17 protein-coding genes and 1 pseudogene are annotated in these 19,457 nt (G+C 37.1%); 2 read left to right on the top strand and 16 right to left on the bottom strand.

The window, feature by feature from the left end; genetic code table 11:
* Positions 1–130: 130 nt before the first annotated feature.
* Entirely contained in the window at positions 131–337 is a 207-nt protein-coding gene (locus tag QUE18_RS01800; RefSeq protein ID WP_009264587.1) for a DUF1858 domain-containing protein, read from the bottom strand.
* Positions 338–603: 266 nt separating this feature from the next.
* Here QUE18_RS01800 and QUE18_RS01795 point away from each other — a divergent pair, with 266 nt between their 5' ends.
* On the top strand, positions 604–774 hold the full coding sequence (locus tag QUE18_RS01795) for a DUF362 domain-containing protein (RefSeq protein WP_008393929.1): 171 nt from the start codon (positions 604–606) through the stop codon (positions 772–774).
* Positions 775–820: 46 nt separating this feature from the next.
* Here QUE18_RS01795 and QUE18_RS01790 read toward each other — a convergent pair whose 3' ends face one another.
* From QUE18_RS01790 to QUE18_RS01725, 14 genes and pseudogenes are all read right to left on the bottom strand, one after another.
* Positions 821–1,801 (bottom strand): ribokinase, encoded by a 981-nt coding sequence (locus QUE18_RS01790; RefSeq protein ID WP_009203285.1) that lies wholly within the window; start codon positions 1,799–1,801, stop codon positions 821–823.
* A 98-nt stretch (positions 1,802–1,899) separates the two neighbouring features.
* A complete protein-coding gene (locus tag QUE18_RS01785; protein WP_015530659.1) occupies positions 1,900–2,433 on the bottom strand; it encodes a helix-turn-helix domain-containing protein in 534 nt (177 codons plus the stop codon).
* A 113-nt stretch (positions 2,434–2,546) separates the two neighbouring features.
* Entirely contained in the window at positions 2,547–4,814 is a 2,268-nt protein-coding gene (gene recD2 / locus QUE18_RS01780; protein WP_009264588.1) for an SF1B family DNA helicase RecD2, read from the bottom strand.
* A gap of 88 nt (positions 4,815–4,902) precedes the next feature.
* Positions 4,903–5,913 (bottom strand): rod shape-determining protein, encoded by a 1,011-nt coding sequence (mreB, locus tag QUE18_RS01775; protein WP_008393923.1) that lies wholly within the window; start codon positions 5,911–5,913, stop codon positions 4,903–4,905.
* A 171-nt stretch (positions 5,914–6,084) separates the two neighbouring features.
* The gene (locus QUE18_RS01770) at positions 6,085–6,945 is read right to left on the bottom strand and encodes a class I SAM-dependent methyltransferase (RefSeq protein ID WP_008393922.1); all 861 of its coding nucleotides are present in this window, start codon (positions 6,943–6,945) and stop codon (positions 6,085–6,087) included.
* 178 nt (positions 6,946–7,123) lie between these two features.
* Positions 7,124–8,431, bottom strand: coding sequence for an ATP-binding protein (locus tag QUE18_RS01765; protein ID WP_009203288.1), 1,308 nt, complete (start codon positions 8,429–8,431; stop codon positions 7,124–7,126).
* A 212-nt stretch (positions 8,432–8,643) separates the two neighbouring features.
* Entirely contained in the window at positions 8,644–9,861 is a 1,218-nt protein-coding gene (locus QUE18_RS01760; RefSeq protein ID WP_009203289.1) for an ATP-binding protein, read from the bottom strand.
* A gap of 247 nt (positions 9,862–10,108) precedes the next feature.
* Complete coding sequence (locus tag QUE18_RS01755; protein ID WP_040344108.1) at positions 10,109–10,513, bottom strand: glycerate kinase; 405 nt, start codon at positions 10,511–10,513, stop codon at positions 10,109–10,111.
* Positions 10,514–10,524: 11 nt separating this feature from the next.
* Positions 10,525–13,185 (bottom strand): calcium-translocating P-type ATPase, PMCA-type, encoded by a 2,661-nt coding sequence (locus QUE18_RS01750; RefSeq protein WP_009203291.1) that lies wholly within the window; start codon positions 13,183–13,185, stop codon positions 10,525–10,527.
* A gap of 176 nt (positions 13,186–13,361) precedes the next feature.
* Positions 13,362–14,108: an RNA-guided endonuclease InsQ/TnpB family protein gene (locus QUE18_RS01745; protein ID WP_286259913.1), complete on the bottom strand. Its 747-nt coding sequence runs from the start codon at positions 14,106–14,108 to the stop codon at positions 13,362–13,364.
* 117 nt (positions 14,109–14,225) lie between these two features.
* Positions 14,226–14,510 (bottom strand): annotated as a pseudogene (locus QUE18_RS01740) (MerR family DNA-binding transcriptional regulator); the annotation flags it as partial.
* Positions 14,511–14,904: 394 nt separating this feature from the next.
* Positions 14,905–16,836 carry a DUF2207 domain-containing protein gene (locus QUE18_RS01735; protein WP_242852744.1) on the bottom strand — a complete coding sequence of 644 codons (1,932 nt, stop codon included), beginning with the start codon at positions 16,834–16,836 and terminating at the stop codon, positions 14,905–14,907.
* Between the two features lie 23 nt (positions 16,837–16,859).
* Positions 16,860–17,456 carry a LemA family protein gene (locus tag QUE18_RS01730; RefSeq protein ID WP_009204263.1) on the bottom strand — a complete coding sequence of 199 codons (597 nt, stop codon included), beginning with the start codon at positions 17,454–17,456 and terminating at the stop codon, positions 16,860–16,862.
* A gap of 26 nt (positions 17,457–17,482) precedes the next feature.
* Positions 17,483–18,076 (bottom strand): DUF5688 family protein, encoded by a 594-nt coding sequence (locus QUE18_RS01725; protein ID WP_242844375.1) that lies wholly within the window; start codon positions 18,074–18,076, stop codon positions 17,483–17,485.
* Between the two features lie 118 nt (positions 18,077–18,194).
* Between QUE18_RS01725 and QUE18_RS01720 the strand changes: the two genes are divergently transcribed.
* Complete coding sequence (locus tag QUE18_RS01720; protein WP_008393914.1) at positions 18,195–18,542, top strand: helix-turn-helix domain-containing protein; 348 nt, start codon at positions 18,195–18,197, stop codon at positions 18,540–18,542.
* Positions 18,543–18,684: 142 nt separating this feature from the next.
* Here QUE18_RS01720 and QUE18_RS01715 read toward each other — a convergent pair whose 3' ends face one another.
* On the bottom strand, positions 18,685–19,422 hold the full coding sequence (locus QUE18_RS01715) for a GTP-binding protein (RefSeq protein WP_154663019.1): 738 nt from the start codon (positions 19,420–19,422) through the stop codon (positions 18,685–18,687).
* Between the last annotated feature and the right edge of the window lie 35 nt (positions 19,423–19,457).

The following is a 19,457-nucleotide window of genomic DNA, read 5'->3' as shown; positions in this document are numbered from 1 at the left end:
CAGCACAGTTCCGTTTCTCTTCTGAGAAACGGAACTGTGCTGAACAGGCTTAAAGCCTAACAATAAAAAAATCCCACCTTACAACATTATCGAAATGCCATAAGATGGTATTTATCATTCTTAAGATTAATTATGCTTCTTTTGTCTGAGCATATTCGTTTAATCTTCCAAGCAGTTCATCTAAGTCCATTCCATGAACATAAGCTGCCTGTTCAATGCTTTCTCCCTGAGATGATGGGCATCCCACACATCCCATTCCAGATGCCATAAGAATTGCTGCGTAGTTTGGATCTAATGCGATCAGATCTGCGATGATCATATCTTTTGAAATTGCCATTTCGTTTGTTCCTCCATAAAATTTAATAATATTTTCAGAAAATATGTTTTGCGATACATGTTTTCTAAAATAGTTCAAACTAACATTCATAGTATAATACATTCTGTTCAAAGTGTCAAAATAACTTTATAAATTTTCCACTTATTATTGTTAAAAATACAACAAAATTACTTGATATTCCTTCCTAAGTATATTAAAATAGAAATGGTCGAGCGGGGTTTACCCGCTACTAATGATTATACTATTTATATAAGGAGGATATAACTATGGCATATGTAATTTCAGACGCTTGTATTTCTTGTGGAGCTTGCGAAGGAACTTGCCCAGCAGGAGCTATCAGCGAAGGAGATGGACAGTACGTAATCGATGCAGATACATGCATGGAATGTGGAGCTTGCGCAGACGGATGTCCAGCAGGAGCTATCAGCCAGGAATAATTTCCAGGTACGTATATTGTTCAAGCAACAAAAAAGAGATGCATTTTTATGCATCTCTTTTTTGTTCCATATATTCTCTTACTTGTTTCGATGTTGGCAGAGATTCTATTGCCCCTTCTGTTGCAATAGATAAAGCTGCTGTATAATTCGCGATCGTCAGCACTTTTCCAATAGAATCATCCGTACAGATCCTTGTACAGAATGCCCCGATAAATGCATCTCCTGCGGCTCTTGGATCGACCACCTCTACATCTTCGATCGCTTTCTTATAGTAAAAACGTTCTGGTGTGTTCATGATCACACCCTTTTCAGCCAATGTGATCAGTACTGTTGGTATTCCTCGTCCACGGATCACCGCAGATGCAACTCTTGCTTCATCGAGATTAAATCTTGTCCATTCCCTCTTCCAATCACTATGGATCTTAATACCTGTCATTGATTTTGCTGCCTGCTCATTGACGATCAGGTATGTAACGCACTCCATAAGTTCTTTTGAAAGCTTCTTTGCCGGAATAGGATTCAATACTACATCAACTTCATGTTTATATGCATAGCCCGCAATTGCTTCATTGACTTCCATCGGTATCGCATTCTGAAGCACAACGAGATCATATTTGTCCATCTCATCTTCCAGATATGCGATCTCATCAACCGTTAATTGTGTTGTTGCCCCTGGTATAACGATCGATCTTTTCTTTACTTTCTGTCCTGGAACAGTCTCTAATAATACAATCGAAGATCCTGTTGGGAGCACATCATCATAAATGATCTGTTCCGTGTTCACTCCTGCTTCCTTACATACTTTAACCAGTTCTTCTCCATCCCTGTCTCTTCCGATCTTACCGATCAACGTAACATCTGCCCCAAGGCGAGCCATCTGTACTGCCTGATTAGCCCCCTTGCCTCCGGGTGATTTCTTAATATCTTCACCCATCACTGTCTGTCCTTCTTCTGGGATCACAGATGTTTCTATGCCTTGATTCATCATAAGACTTCCGACTACCAGAATCTTTGGTCGTTTCTTCATATTCGAATTCCTCACTCTATCTATTCACTCCTCATCTGTTACAGATCAGAGCTGATAAATTTATTATAATATTGTCTGAATCCAAATACAATCTTTACTTATCTTTCTTTTCGTTTTCTTCTGAAAAATCTTCGTTTTTCTCTGGATGCTGCAATTTCTTCTCTTGCTTTTTGCTGATTTCTGATCATCTCATCCAATTTCTGAAATCTTTTTTCTTCTTCAGCTTCTCTTAGCCGAAACTGATAATCCATTTCTTTTACTACTCTGTCTGAAACCTTAGAACTGATCTGATCTGCAATATGATCTTTCTGTTCCAGAATCGCCTGTCCCATGATCTTTACCAACACTTTTTGAAACTGCATCATTTTATCAGACGTATTCATCTGTTTTTCTTCCGGAAATGGAATGATATTTCCGGATAATTTCTGTTTAATCTCTTCGCTGTCTAATCCAGCATTTCTCATATCACGGATCTGTTCAAATGTATGTATTTCTTTGTCTCCATAACAACGATATCCTTTTTCATTTCGAGGGATCGTTAAGGAAAATTCTTCTTCCCATGTTCTTAAATGATATGTTTCAAGGCCTAACTGCCTGGCTGCTTCTGATATCATACGTCTTTTTTCTTTCATATGTCCCTTCCTTTCCTCCCCTTCATTATAAGGTTTGAAAAGGACTTCAAACAAGAAAAACCGTCCTCTAAAAGATGACGGTTTCTGGCATTTTTCTCTTTATTTTTTACTTTTTATATTCCAAGATCATCCATCGGACCGCTTTCTTCGGATTCATTTGCGATCTGATCTAAGCGCAGTGCAAGGGTTGTATACCTCCGTTGCTCATTGACATTCTGGATCATGGAAAATAACATATTTCTGTCTCCTACGATCGTTAAACAGTTTTTTGCTCTTGTGACTCCTGTATACAGAAGGTTTCTGTGGAATAATACTCTTGGTCCGCTTAAGATCGGCATCACAACCGCTGGGTATTCGCTTCCCTGTGATTTGTGGATTGTGACTGCATATGCAAGTTCTAATTCATCAAGACTTGCATACGGATACTGGACTTCCCTCGTCTCATCAAATAAGACTGTGATCTTCTCTGTGTAATCATTGATTTCTGTGATGATTCCCATATCACCATTGAATACTCCAACTCCCTTATCTACGGTGAATCCTTTGCTATTTCGCATTTCCCATTCAATCTGATAATTGTTCTTGATCTGCATGACTTTGTCACCTTCCCGGAACAATCCAAAGGCGATCTCTTTTTCTTTCTTCTCATCAGATGGTGGATTCAAATATTGCTGCATGACCTGATTGAGCCTCTCAACACCAAGTTCACCTTTTCGCATTGGTGTTAAGATCTGGATATCATATGGTTTCACATGGACATATCCTGGTAGTTTATCCCGTACTAAATATACTAAAACTCCCAGTACATCCTGAATATTATTTCTCTGTAAGAAGAAAAAATCTCGGCTCTTATTATCTAATTCAACTGGTCTTCCCTGATGGATCAGATGGGCATTTCTTACGATATGGCTGCCTTCTTCCTGACGGAAGATCTGGTTTAATTCCACGACTTTAAACTGTCCTGATGCGATCATATCTTTTAAGACATTTCCAGCACCGATCGATGGCAACTGATTGGCATCTCCTACAATGACCAATCTTGTTCCAGGCACCATAGCTTGCAGGAGTGCATTCATCAGATATAGGTCTACCATGGACATCTCGTCAATGATGATCACATCCGTTTCTAATGGATTACCCGCATTGCGTTCAAACATGGATGCATTTCCCTTTTTCATGTCACGTTCCCTGTCTGCTTCCCCATTGATCTCTAACATACGATGAATCGTCATTGCCTCATATCCTGTTGCCTCTGTCATACGCTTTGCTGCTCTTCCTGTTGGTGCTGCCAGACGGATATCCAGCCCTTCATGTTCAAAATACTGGATCATTCCATTAATCGTTGTCGTCTTACCAGTTCCCGGACCTCCAGTTAAGACAACAATACTATCCTGTGCCACTGCATGGATCGCTTCTTTCTGTTTTTCAGCAAATGTGATCTGCTCTGTCTCTTCGATCATTGCGATCATTGTCTCCACCTCAGAAATGGAAACATCATAATGGATATTTAAATCCAGCAGCATTCTTGCCGTATTGACTTCCATATGATACTGTGGTGCTGCATAAACTCTTGTCTCTTCATCCTCTTCAATGACAATCTTGCGATCGATCATCATTTCTAATAAATGCTCTTCGATATCTTCTGGTGTTACCCCTAAGATATGAGCTGCATTTCTGCACAAAATACGTTTTGGCAAAAATACATGGCCTTCATTTAGTGCCCGCATTAAGGTGTAAAAAATTCCAGAAATGATGCGGTAATCTGAGTTACTTCCAATCCCGACTTTCTTTGCGATCTCATCTGCGATCTTAAATCCGACTCCTGCAATATCATCCGTCATCTTATATGGATTTTCCTGAATGATCGTATACAAATGATCCCCATATTCTTTATAAATCTTCACAGCAAGATTATTATTGATTCCATATCCAGACAGAAACATCATCGCCTGACGCATTTCCTGCTTCTCACTGAATTCCACGGCGATCGCTCTGGCTTTCTTCTCGCTGATTCCTTTTACTTCTGCAAGACGTTCTGGCTCCTCTTCGATAACTCGGAAGGTATCCATCTTAAACTTCTTTGTAATACGTTTTGCAAGTGCAGGTCCGACTCCTTTGATCGCTCCGGAACCTAAATAACGTTCCATGCTGTCAATATCATCTGGAGCCACAATCTCATAAGTTCTCATCTGAAATTGTGGTCCATGCACTGGGTGATCGACATAATCTCCTTCCAAAGATATGTATTCTCCATCATTTAAGAAAGGAAATGATCCAACGACAGTCTCTTCATCTCCATCGACATCAAGGCTTAATACAGTATATCCGTTATCTTCATTCCGAAAACGTATATGATCTACGTATCCTTTCAAATATGCCATTGTTTTCTCTCCTTTCTTCTGATCTACAGTATAACGTGAATTAAGGCCAGGATGAATTGCCATCCTGGCCTCTTTGAATCTCTAATGATTATTTGTTCTTTGATTTTTTATCATCATCTGCTAAATATTCGATATATTTTCCTGTACCGATTGCTACAGCTGTTAAAGGATCTTCTGCTGTCATTGTGTTGATTCCAGTCTTCTCTTCGATCAGTTCTTCTAATCCCTGAATTAAAGATCCACCACCTGTTAAAACGATTCCACGATCAGAAATATCAGCTGCTAATTCTGGTGGAGTTCTCTCCAGTACATTGTGTACTGCGTCTACGATCTGGTATGCAGGTTCTCTTAAAGCTTCTTCTGTTTCTTCAGATGTCACAGTCACTGTCTTTGGAAGTCCTGTTACAAGGTTACGTCCGCGAACGTCCATTGTAAGATTTTCTGGGCGTTTGTATACTGTACCTACATTGATCTTGATCTCTTCTGCTGTACGTTCTCCAATTAATAAGTTATGTTTCTTACGCATGAAACGTACGATTGCTTCGTCAAAGTCATCTCCAGCTACTTTGATAGAGTTGCTTACTACGACTCCACCTAAAGAGATAACTGCGATATCAGCTGTACCACCACCGATATCAACGATCATATTTCCACAAGGTTTTGCAATGTCGATTCCTGCACCGATCGCTGCTGCTACTGGCTCTTCGATGATGGAAACTTCTCTTGCTCCTGCCTGATATGTTGCATCTTCTACGGCTTTCTTCTCTACTTCAGTTGCACCACTTGGTACACAAACACTGATGCGAGGTTTTCTTCCAAATAAAGACTTACCAACTGTTCTGCTGATAAAATAACTTAACATCTTCTCTGTAACTGTATAATCAGAGATAACTCCCTGACGTAATGGACGAACTGCCACGATATTACCTGGTGTTCTTCCTAACATTAAACGTGCTTCTTCTCCGATCGCTTTGATCTTGTTTGTATTTCTATCAAATGCCACTACAGATGGCTCTTTTAATACTACACCTTTTCCTTTGACGTAAACTAATACGCTGGCGGTTCCTAAATCAATTCCAATATCTGTTCCTGCTGCCATAGCAAAAATTCCCCTTTCGCTTTCTCTTATCTATCATTATTATGTTATTTCTACTTTATCCGTATACGTGCAGTTCTACACACGTACACATACTCTCTTATTATAAACATTTTCCAAGAAAATTCAACGATTTTTTACATATTCTGCGAAATTTCAGTAAATCTTAAGAACTTACTTTTCCCAGCGTCCAGATGCCCCACATGGAAGGACCAATCCGTTGGATGAAACTGGTAATCCGATCTCATCTGAGACTACTTTTCCACCAAATTTCGCTGCTACCTGAGTCTCTAACATATAAGTTAAAACTGCTGGCTGTAAACCTGTTGTATAGGAGTTTACAAGGAAGAATAATGGGTCATCGGACAGAATCTTTGTACATAGTTCAATGAATGGATAAATCTTCTCTTCGATCTTCCAGATCTCACCCTTTGGTCCTCTTCCATAAGATGGAGGGTCCATGATGATCCCATCATAATGATTACCTCTTCGGATCTCACGTTCTACAAACTTCACACAGTCATCGACTAACCAGCGGATTGGTTTCTCTCTTAATCCAGAAAGCTGTGCATTCTCCTTTGCCCAATTTACCATACCTTTGGATGCGTCAACGTGTGTGACTGATGCTCCTGCTGCTGCCGCTGCAAGTGTTGCCCCTCCTGTGTAGGCAAATAAGTTTAATACTTTTACTGGACGATTTGCTTTTCTGATTTTATCTGAAAACCAGTCCCAGTTCACTGCCTGTTCTGGGAATAATCCTGTATGTTTGAAGCTGAATGGCTGTAAGTGGAATTTTAATTCTTTGTACTGAATATCCCATGTCTTAGGAAGATCAAAGAATTCCCACTGTCCGCCGCCTTTGTGACTTCTGTGATAATGTCCATTTGGCTTCTTCCACTGTCTTAACTTCTTTGGGGTGTCCCATAGAACCTGTGGGTCTGGCCTTACCAGAAAATAATCTCCCCAGCGTTCTAATTTCTCACCGTTTGATGTATCTAAGACTTCATAGTCTTTCCATTGGTCTGCTAACCACATATTGTATATTCTCACTTTCTGTTTCTTCTATAAAATATCATCTTGTGCATGTATCTACATACTTATGTTTATTATAGCCTAAAGACAAATTCTTTCGCAAGGGTTCCATATAGAAAAAAAGAACTTTCTGCATCTTTTCCATGCAGAAAGTTCTTAAACTATGTAATTCCTATGATTTTTAAGCCTGAAGTCCCATCAAATGATTGATAAACTGCTGTGCCGTACGTCCAGAGATTCCTCCGTGGCTTAATTCCCATTTATTTGCTTCGAGTTTCAGTTCATCTTCTCCCATCTTGATTCCTGCTTTGTGGGCAAGTTCGAAAACGATCTCGAAGTATTCTTTCTGACTTGGTTTTGAGTAGTTAATTGTAACACCAAAACGGTTTACCAGAGATAATTTTTCTTCCATTGTATCGGATCTGTGCATTCCGTTGCTGTTTTCCACATCAGATCTGTCATTCCATGTCTCTTTGATAAGATGACGACGGTTAGATGTTGCATAGATTAAAATGTTTTCTGGTTTTGTTTCCACGCCACCTTCGATGACTGCTTTTAAGAATTTGTATTCAATCTCAAATTCTTCGAAAGAAAGATCATCCATGTAGATGATGAATCTGTAGTTTCTGTTCTTGATCTGTGCGATCACATTGGAAAGATCTTTAAACTGATGTTTGTAGATCTCGATCATGCGCAGGCCCTGATCATAGTATTCATTTACAATCGCTTTGATACTTGTGGATTTACCTGTACCACTGTCACCAAATAACAGAACATTGTTTGCTTTTCTTCCTTCTACAAATGCTTCTGTATTCTCAACAAGTTTCTGTTTCTGAATCTCATATCCGACAAGATCGGATAATACAACTTTGTCCATGTTATTGATCGCACGGAAGCGGATGTTGTTGTCTCCACATTCTTCGATACGGAATGCTTTGTTAAGACCGAACATACCAACTCCATAGGCTTTGTAGAAGTCTGTGACCATGTCAAAGAATTCATTCTCATCTTTGGCTGTCTCTAATCTCTCGCTTAATGCCTGAACTTTCTCGCTGACATTCTTATTGTACATTAATTCTGGTTTACCGATTGCCTGATAATCAGAGATTCTGCTGAAGCAATCTACACCTAATTCATCTTCGATTCTGCTAAAGTCAAAGTCAAATAATTCTTTAAATGCCTTAAAATCACTCTTTGCAAAGTGGTTGACACTTCCTTCACTTGCTCCGACTTTCTCGCATGTGATACTGAATGGATTTTCATTTGTGATCAGTAAGTATGTTAAATAGTTGTGCCACAGATTCTTGTCAAATGCATAGTCTGTTGCAACTTCTAAGATTCTCTTTACCTGTTTAAATACTCTTGTTCTTAAAACATCTTTTGTCTGTGATCCTTCGTCCATGCAGCGGAAAATATCACTTAACTGCATTAAGATGGATTCTTCGTCCATGTCACCGTAGATCAGTAATTTTGATACGATATTATACATCTTTTTTATCCCCCAAACTTTCTCCTAAAATCATTCTTTTGTAACTGTTCTTAATTGTTACATTTATTTTGGTCTTAGGTACGATTTTATACCTTTTGGTTTGTAGTTTTCAATAGTTTTGAAAGATTTTCATGTAAAAGTTTATGTTTTTAGAAATCTGTCGTGCATCGTTTTACAATATCACATGGCACCTTAAGATTCTGGCCGATTTCTTATTCTGTTTTTCCAATCAGCCAGTCAAGCGCATTGATTCTTCTGATTCCTTCATAATCCGCTTCTGGATCTTCATCCAGTGTTAACAAAATCTTTTGATAATGGTCATGGATCTTTTGAAGCGGCAATAATTCTCTCTTTAATGTTTTTTCATCCCGTACTGTAGCAGCTACCTGATAATAGATGGTTCTTTTTTGATCCATACAAACAAAATCAACTTCCAAATCATCAAGTTTTCCTACATATACGTCATATCCTCTTCGAATTAATTCCAAATATATAACATTTTCCAATATATGCCCAACATCCGTTGATCTGCTTCCTAATAACATATATCTTAATCCAATATCTGCAACATAATATTTCTCCAATGTTTTTAAATATTGTTTTCCTTTGATATTATATCTTTTTGCCTGATATATAACATAACTTTCCATAAATGCAGCCAAATATTTTTCTACTGCTCTTACATCTATTTTTCTTCCATCGGAAGTCATTGTATCTGCGATCTTTTTCGTGGATAATTGGTTTCCTATATTATCAAAAATAAATCTCGTAACACTTTCCAACATCATCGTATCCGTGATCTTATGTCTTTGTGCAATATCTTTCACTATAATCGTATTATAAATTCCATCTAGATAATCTCTGATTTCTTTCGGATGTCCAGCTAACTCCAATGCATATGGAAAGGAACTATTTTCAAGATATGTTGTATATTTTCTTTGTAGATCATTCTCATTCCCAGTACTTTCTACATATTCTTTAAAGGACAATGGCAGCATTTTAATTTCTACATATCTTCCAGATAATAATGTTGCAATTTCAGATGATAACATATTAGCATTTGAACCTGTCACATATAAATCAACATTATTCTTTATATACAAACTATCTACAACTCTTGGAAAATCTTCACATTGCTGAATTTCATCCAAAAATATATAGTTCATTTGATCTGGCAGTAATCGTTCTTTGATATATGCATAAAGTTTTTTAGGATCTCTCAAATCGTAAAAATCATAATCCTCAAGATTTATTGCTATAATCTGCTTCTTTGTTACATTCATTTCTTTTTGCAAATAATCCTGATAAATTTCCATAATTGTAGATTTTCCACATCTTCGGATTCCAGTAATAACTTTAATCAACTGCTTATCTTTAAATGCAATTAACTTATTTAAATAATCATCACGACTGATTCTCTTGCTTACCATTTTACCATCCTCCTTTTATAAGTTTTATTATATTTTAGCTTTTTATTTTATTATTTTCAATAGTTTTATGCAATTAATGTATAAAACTTTTTAATTTTATATAATTTCTGCATTTTTTTGCTTTATTTTATTATAATTAACAAACTTTTGAAATATATTTTTTGTAAAAAGCAATATATTCATACAAAAATAGTGAGACCAGAATTTTTATTTATTCTTATCTCACTATTTTTTACTTACGATATTTTTATTTTAATGCTTTTATCACACGGAACACTTGCTCTACCGTATCTATCAAATTCTCCTGTGCATTTTTCTTCTTCATAGCATCTTCTAATGATACCGCAGATCTTACAATTGGAAAATATGCATCAATCCCTGCTTCATTGCAAGCAGTTGCACCTTTGGTCACTGCCCCTGAGAATCCCAAGACTAATTTCCCATATTTCTTCGCAAGTTTCGCTACTCCGATTGGTGCTTTTCCCATCGCTGTCTGGGCATCTAAGCATCCTTCTCCACCATCTGCAAGAGGTTTTATGACTACTTCTGCTTCTAAATCGACTTTTTTTATTCCTTTTTCTATAGCTTCTCCCGCCTGAATTGATGTTAAGCTTCCTTTTAGTGAATCAATCGCTACTACTATTTTCATCATAAAAACCTCGCCTATTTTCCACAACCAAACAGAAATTTTCTCAGACAATCCACAGGAATCATCGTCATTGATAACAATACTGTAACAATCCAGCCTTTTGCTCCAAATGGAATACAACTAAACATCTTTCCGATCCATATAAATACTTGAAATGGAATTGCCGCTGCGTTTACGATCATAATCTGTACCAGCATGATAATAAAAAATACTTTCAGAAAATCCGGGTTCTCATTTAATCTTTTGAAAATCCCAAATCGTTCATCCCTGACATTAAATCCGTTAAATAATGCACTAAAGATAAATAAAACAAAATATGCTGTTAAATGCTGTGCTTTATTATCAAATAGATTCGTGATCACTGGTAATTTTAAGAATAAGAAACTTAATATAACCAGCCATATCCCCATAAATCCTATCTGCGTCATCATATCTTTGCTGATAATACCCTCATCACGTCTTCTCGGTGCTTCTTTCATATATTTTGAAAGTGCTGGTTCATTTCCAAGCATCATTGCTCCGAGCCCGTCCATCACAAGGTTTACAAATAATAAATGTGTGACTTTTAATGGTTCTTCTATTCCCAAAAATGGTGCAACTGCACTGACAACAACTGCTGTCACATTGATTACTAACTGGAATTTACAGAACTTCAAGATATTATGATAGATCGTTCTTCCATACCAGATTGCATCCTTGATTGATGAGAAGTTATCATCCAAAATAACAATCTTTCCTGCCTCTTTCGCAGCCTCTGTTCCACTTCCCATTGCAAATCCAACATCTGCACGTTTCAATGCTGGGGAGTCATTCACTCCATCACCTGTCATACCTACAACAAGATTCATTTCCTGACACAGGCGCACCATTCTTGACTTATCCGTTGGCAATGCTCTTGCGATCACACGGATCTGCGGTAAAATAGCTTTGACTTCCTCATCACTCATCTGATTTAACTGTGCAGAAGATAAAGCTCTATCTGATTCATTTTTTAACAATCCTGCATCTTTTGCGATTGCTACTGCCGTCTCCAGGCGGTCTCCTGTGATCATAACAACCTGAATTCCAGCTTCCTGTACCTGCCTGATGGCATCTTTGGCTGATGGTCTGACATCGTCTCTGATCGCCACTAGTCCAATGATCACAAGGTCGTCGTTGATCTGATTCTTCACAAGCTCTTTTTCTGAATATCCAAAAGCAAGAACACGCATTGCTTTCGCTGCCAGAGAATCAATCTTTTGATTTAATGCTTTCTGATTGATCTCTTTGATCTGTCCATCACCATCTAAATATTTTGTTGCTTTTGCAAGCAATCGTTCGGGTGCTCCTTTATAAAATGTCTTGCCTATGCTCTCAATTCTCGCCTGACTGAACTTATTGGAAGAATTGAATCCTTGATGGGCACTGACCTTACATCCGTCATTCCCATCCAACATACAAAATGTCTCTTCACCAATAAATTTCAACAACGCCTGATCCGTTGCATTTCCACCAATGACCTTATGATAAACATCAAACATCGCCTGTGTATTCTTCCCGATCGCAAGATCTAACAGCCCTTTCACCTTCCCATGATGTCTTAATTCATTTGCAGAAATTGAAGTTCCATCCGCTGTAAAGAAATCTACAACTTCCAATTCTCCCTTTGTGATCGTTCCTGTCTTATCACTGAATAAAATATTTAAAGATCCTGCTGTCTCAATTCCTTCTGCCTTACGAACTAATACATTATGATCTAGCATTTTACTTGTATTTTGCATTAATACAAGAGATATCATAAGCGGCAATCCTTCTGGTACTGCACATACAATGATCACAACCGCAAGTGACACTGCATCGATCAAATCCTGCACGACCTTTGCTGGTCCCATAGAAAAATATGCCTGAAATCCACCTGCCATTATAATAAAATATACAAAATACATAACTGCGATCACGATCGCACCGATATATCCAAACTTCGATATCTGATCAGCAAGTTTTGAAAGTTTTACCTTCAATGGAGAATCTGGTTCTTCTTCCTGCATCTCCTCAGCCATCTTCCCCATCATCGTATGAAGTCCAACCTTCTGAACATCCATTATACCTTCACCATCAAAGATCACAGCTCCACGAAACAGAGAATATGAATCAACAAATGTATCTCCTGTAATCTCTTCTGCAAGATAAACACCCTCTCCGGCTGCTTTCTTCTCACACTCCTCTGCTTCTCCATTTAAAGCAGAATTATTGACTTTCAGGTTTCCTGTATGCAAAATACCATCCGCAGGAATCTTATCCCCAGACTGCAGTAAAACCTGATCCCCAACAACCACGTCATCAACATCGATCACTGCAACCACACCATTTCTGTGTACCTTACACTGATCCTTCTTCGTACTCTTCTTCAACTCTCGGTACTTTGTATCACTCGCAACCCCTGTCTTCGCCGTAACAAAAGCAACGATCAACACCGCAATGATCGTCCCCATCGGTTCATAAATCTCAGCATATCCAAAGAAAAACATCACGATCATCAACACCGCGATCGCAAGCAAAATTCGAATCATCGGATCCTGAAACGTCTCTTTAAACTCCTGCCAAAACGTCGTAGGTTCTGAATCTGGAATCTCATTGGAACCAAACTTCTCTCTCGATTCCTTAACTTCTTTATCTGTAAGCCCTTTTATATCCATGTCGCTCCGTTACTGAAAACTTATAAAAAATTATAAACCTTTATGTTTCATTCCTACTTCAACGAGTATGCTTTTGTAACGAATCAATTCATGTACTACTCACAAGTTCCTGTACTCTCCATAGGCGTTAATTCCTGACTAACGTATCAGTACATATCTGTAATCACTTGAATATATTATGCTACAGATCGTTTCAGAACATCCTCTCCATATTTTTTAAGATTCAAAGCTGCCTGAAGATCTCTGTCAATTACATTTCCACATTCACATTTGTAAATACGTTCTGATAACTTCAGATCTTTTTTGATCTTTCCACAACAACTGCATAATTTAGAACTTGGAAAAAATCGATCTGCAATGATCACCTGAATATTGTTCCACTTAGATTTATATTCCATCTGCCGCCTAAATTCATAAAATCCCTGTTGTTGAACTGTTTTGGATAAATGTCTGTTTTTCATCATTCCATTTACATTTAGATCTTCGATACAGATAAAACTTGGTTCTCGTTTTACGATCTCTGATGTTATATGATGTAAATGATCATGACGGATATTGGTTAGTCTATGATTTAATATTAATAAAAGTTTTTCCTTTTTGATCACATTCTTCGTTTTACAGTATTCCTTTCCTTGTTTATTGTTCTCGTATGAACGAGAGATGCTACGCTGTAATCTGCGTTTTTGTTTCTCTAGTTTCTTAACTTTTTTCGTTTTATTGATGTTCTTATATTTATTGTCATCAGAACATATCGCTAAATCTTTGATCCCTAAATCAATCCCTATCCCATCATTGGAGGGAACGGTAACAGAGTCTTCGTATTCAATGCCTACTGTGATCCACCAGTTGATCCCATCATATCTAATACGGGGATTACTATAGTTACAATCCATAGGTATCCGATTCTTTTCCGCAAGTCTGATCCAGTTTATCTATTCTGTTTATTATTTGGGATCAGCATGACTCGAATTGTTTTTATCATCTTCTTCACCACCATCATCTATCAGTTCTTTTACAAGTTTTCTTGCTTTATTGGCACGTTTGCCCTGTGCAGTAAGATAGAATTTCATATTCTCTATTTGTCGTTCCAGATCATCTTTTTGTTTATTACTTGAAACTCTGCAATAACCTATTACAATTCTATCTAAATTAAGTTTTACATTCATAACTTGATTTAATTGCTCATGCGAATAATATCTATATCCATTACTGGAAGTGTGATGTGGATGAAGTTTACCCTTTTTATCCCAATTCCTTAATGTTTGAGCCGATACACCTAATATTTTTGAAAATTTATTGATAGAATAATATTTATAATTTTTTATAAGATTATTTTAACAGTTAAACACCTCCTAACCAAATAGCTCGTCAAATTGACTTTCAATTTTCTTTAGTATAACAGAAAATCAAAAGAATGAAACATTTTTGTAACATTTTAGCTATTTTTTTGCAGAAGAGACTTCATCGAAATTTCCTATGAAATAAAAAATGGGCTGCTTCTATGCAGCCCAATCTAATGAAAAGAGAGGATTAAAATATATATGAAAAACTATGTCTTAAGTATACCAAAATCCCCACTCCATTCAATATTCTAAATCTAAACAATTCTAAAGAAAATATAAACTTCTATAAAGAGAAAATTATCCACAGTCGGATTTAGTGTCCGCTACGCGCGAATCCGAGCGAGAGCGCATCACCAGATAGTTTATATGAAGCGGTCTACCAACTGCCGCCTCCTCCGCCTCCGAAGCCGCCTCCTGAGAATCCTCCATCTCCTCCAGAAAAGAATTCTCCAACTCCTCCAGATTCTGATGGTTCTACAACTGTCAGGTTCTCAGAGACCACATGATCCATGTAGTGCCCCATCATATAATAATGGAAATAAGGATCACTGCCGCCATAGACATACCAGTCTGGCGCAGGAAGTTTTAATGCATCAAGTTTCTTTGCATAAAGATCAAACAACCCAAATACCATGGAATAAGGCAGAATATGATAAAACATGTCTGGATGATCTTTCGCCAATACCTTCATTCGGTCTAATTCCGCAGTTTCAATAAAATCACGAAGTCCTGCTAGATATCCCATCCATTCCACACATTGATGGGTTCTCTTCTTCATAAATGCAGTCAGGATCACTCCGATAAATGATACTGCAACGATCACAAGATACACATGGAAGAAATCAAATAATTCTCCTCTTTGTATCTTCACATAATAATATAATCCATAGAAAATAAATCCAAGAATAGACAATACTGCCGATGCGATCGGAAGTCCCGTTCTTGCTCCCTTTGAAATCGCATACCATTTATCTACACTGTGACATGCAAGAAACATTCCTATAAAATACAATACCCACGCCATCAATGGAAGGATCAGATTTAAGATCCCATCTGGACTAAATATCATCATAATAAATGCAAATAAACAGATTGGAAGCTGCAACAATACAAAGGATACGATCCTTGCAACTTTCGAGGATGTTGCATAAATATTTTTCTTATAATCATATTTGATATCATCTTTCACTACCTGCACGGTATCTGCAAATTTGTACTGTAAAGAAGAAGCTTTCACTTTTTTTCTGTTCTTAAATAAAGCTTCAAACATTGTTTTCTGATATCTTGGTTCTGAGTCTGGAATATCTTTGAGTTTGATAAATTCCATGTCCTTTTGACCTTTTTCCTTCATCTTCAGGTAGCCCTTATCGGCCCAATAAAGGATCAAAGAAATAACATCCTTATCATCCACAGAACCGTCCAGAACATATCCGACAACTGCACTGTCCATTCCTTCTGGCGGCTGATATTGAATCGATGGGATGATCTTTTCATCACGTCCGAACAAAACAAATAAGGCAGCTGTGATCACAAGAATTCCTATTGATAGTCCAAAAATCCATCGATCTACTCCGATTTCATGTTTTGCTGTAAAATACCCATCACCCAGATCACTATAGCATGTCAATCCATTTTTAAATGGCAGTGTCTTCTTTAATGTTCCTTGGATCTGGTTCTTCTCCTCATCATATTTCAAAGTGATCACATCTTTTGCATACTTTGATTCCCCATAACGTCCATAATAGAAATTTACGCCCTTAAGATCTGTTTTCTTTGGAAAATGAATTGTAAAAGTACTTCCTTCTGGAATCTTATTTCTCCAAAGTGTCGGGAAAATATTGTAGTACAAATAATCGTAGGTATCTCCCTGATATTTAGGGATCAGTTGATACGTAAATCTATAGTTTCCTTTACTTACGGTATAATCCGCAGAACCAAACCTCAATACCTGACTATTACCGTCAGAATCTTCATCTACATCTGTCTTACTGTCATTTGATAACAGTGTAAAATCCGCATAATAAAGTAGTTTTTTCTGATCTCCATTTTTATCGCTTGTTATCACCTTCCCTTTGTATGGGATATAACGATAAATTCCATGCCTCGGATTGACAAACTTGACTTTGATATTCTCTGTTACTGTATAACTTCCATCTTCTCCGACTTTGACATCTACATCAAATTTCTTTGTCTGCATATTAGAGTCATAAGTGACTTCATCATTTGCAAACACATTGTTTCCTGTCCCCATAAAAATCATGGCAGCCATCATGACTGCCATTATGGTACAGGTGATCCACTTTCTCATAGTGCTTTCCCCCTGTCCGTTCCTTAGAATTTTACTTGTACATTCTCACGCTCAGATTCATTCGAAACTTCAAATAATGGTTTTCTCTTAAATCCAAAAATTCCTGCGATGATATTGCCTGGGAATAATTCTGTCTTGGTATTATAGCGGTTTACAACTCCATTATAATATCTTCTGGAACCTGCGATCTCTTCTTCTAATCTCTGAAGCTGATCCTGCAATTTATTAAAGTTCTCATTAGCTTTTAATTCTGGATAGCTTTCAGACACTGCAAATAAAGATTTCAGTGCTCCTGACAGTGCATTTTCCTGTTTGATCTTATCATCGATATTTGTCGCTGTCATCGCCTGATTTCTTGCGGCTACGACTTTCTCTAATGTCTCTGATTCGTGTTTCGCATAACCTTTGACGGTTTCTACATAGTTTGGAATCAAGTCGTAACGCTTCTTTAATGACACATCGATTGCTGAAAATGCCTCTTCTGTCTTATTTCTTAATGTTACAAATCCATTGTAGGAACTGATCAGCCATATCACAATGACAAGCACGATCACTCCGATTACGATCCCTGGTATCATAAGCTCTACCCCTTTCTTTGTTTGGTCAGTTTTCTTTATCATACGTTATTCGTACCAAAACTTCAACATTAAAATAAACTGATCAACTCTCCCATATATTTGTCATAATAATAGATATTATCGGACAGAAATTCTTCTTTGCTTAATTGCTGATCAGACTTCTCTAGTATATGCAATAGATCCTCTTCCTGATCTTCTCCGTCATCAAACAGTAATAACATTTCATGAATACTGGTTGGCAGAAGATACAAACTCTTATTATATTTTCTTGAAATGTCGCCTAGAAAATCTTCATAGCAAATCACACCTGCTCCATATCTCTGTATTTTGTTTGACACCATAAATACCGGTCTGTCTTCGGTATGTCCTCGAAAATCTTTATATACAGGCTCAAATTTAGCAGGCAGAAACTGTTTTGTATTCTTCTTTGCACTCTCCCATAAAAACTGATCCGACCATTGTTCTTTGTTTGCCTTTTTATGATCGATTCTTTGTATGGATCGATCATCCAGATCAAGAATATCAAAAACAATTGCCATATCTTCCAAGAGTAAATATGGTCTCTCACTCCACTCCTTATCCTTCTCATCAAAATGCATCAAATGATAGATAATACGCTCGTTTTCTCTCTGCATAACTCCTTCTTTCTCGTTTTTTCTCATTTTCCTATCTATCATAACATTCAATGTTGCTGTCAGCAATATTTATAGTTGCCACTATCACTGTTGGATAGTGGTTTTTCATAACTCCTGGTAATACTATTTTTTATGGAGGTATTTTATGAAAATCGATTTAAAAGAATTAGGAAAACGCATCAAACTTACCCGAAAAGGGCAAGATCTGACACAGGAAATGCTTGCTGAAAAAGCTGGTGTCAGTCAGCATTATATCTATGAAATCGAAGCTGGACGCAAAGCCATGTCTATTCATAGTTTTGCTTCTCTTACTACTGCATTGGATGTATCTGCTGATTATCTTTTATTTGGTGATGGGCAAAGAATATTTGATGTTGATACCCCGGCTCATCACAATAATCAATTGATGGAAATTGCAGCTGAACTTAATCCATCACAGAGAGATCATGTGCTTGAGATTCTGGAAGTGATGGTTCCTTATATTAAAAATTGATTGATTGCAAAATACGATAGATTTTTCTAACGTAAAATAGTGCCAAGATTTTTATTGATCTTGACACTATTTTTATTTGATCTGATATTTATTTTTTGATTTTTACTTTTTTTACACTACTCCATGAAGAATAGTGTAAGAATTACTCGATGATCGTAGCAACTCTTCCCAATCCAACCGTACATTCATCATCACGAATGATAAAAGGTTCTTCTTCTGTTATCTTAATTGGTTGAATTAATTCAATTGTTATATCCAGTGTTTCCCCTGGCATAGCCATATCTATTTCTATTGGCAATTGAATCTCTCCTGTTACATCTGTCGTTTTGAAATAAAACTGCAGACGGTCATCATCAAAGTATCCTGTGTCTCGTCCACCTTCATTGATATCTAACATGTATACTTCTGCTGTAAACTTTGTATGTATAGAGGAAGCTTGATCTATTTCAGACTGTGAATCTGGAATATATTTATCCACCGCATCCATCAATTCCATGATCTTATCTCCCCATTCTCCATCTGGACCTTCAAGGGCTTTTAAAGCAGATCCATAGATAAACGGAATATCAGATCCAACAAATCCACACTGATATAGTTGGTCACGAATCTCCATTTCTACCAATTCCAGCATTTCCATATCATCTACCATATCACATTTATTCATAAATACTACGATATGTTGCATTCCCATATGATGAGCAATCATGATCTGTTCTGCTGTTTGTGACATGATTCCATCTATTGCAGATACTACTAGGATAGCTCCATATTCAATGCTAGATGTCAAGCTTATATTTCTCTCTTCTCTTGTTGTAAGAGTTTTTTTAATTGCATCTGTTAAAGTCGTTTTTCCATGACCTCGATGTCCAATTATTCCTATCGTGCAATGAGTTTTTTTCCTTCAAATGTTTCTTT

The sequence above is a fragment of the Anaerostipes hadrus ATCC 29173 = JCM 17467 genome (genome assembly GCF_030296915.1).
Classification (GTDB): Bacteria; Bacillota; Clostridia; order Lachnospirales; family Lachnospiraceae; genus Anaerostipes; species Anaerostipes hadrus.
This window is presented reverse-complemented; position numbering and strand designations above follow the sequence as displayed.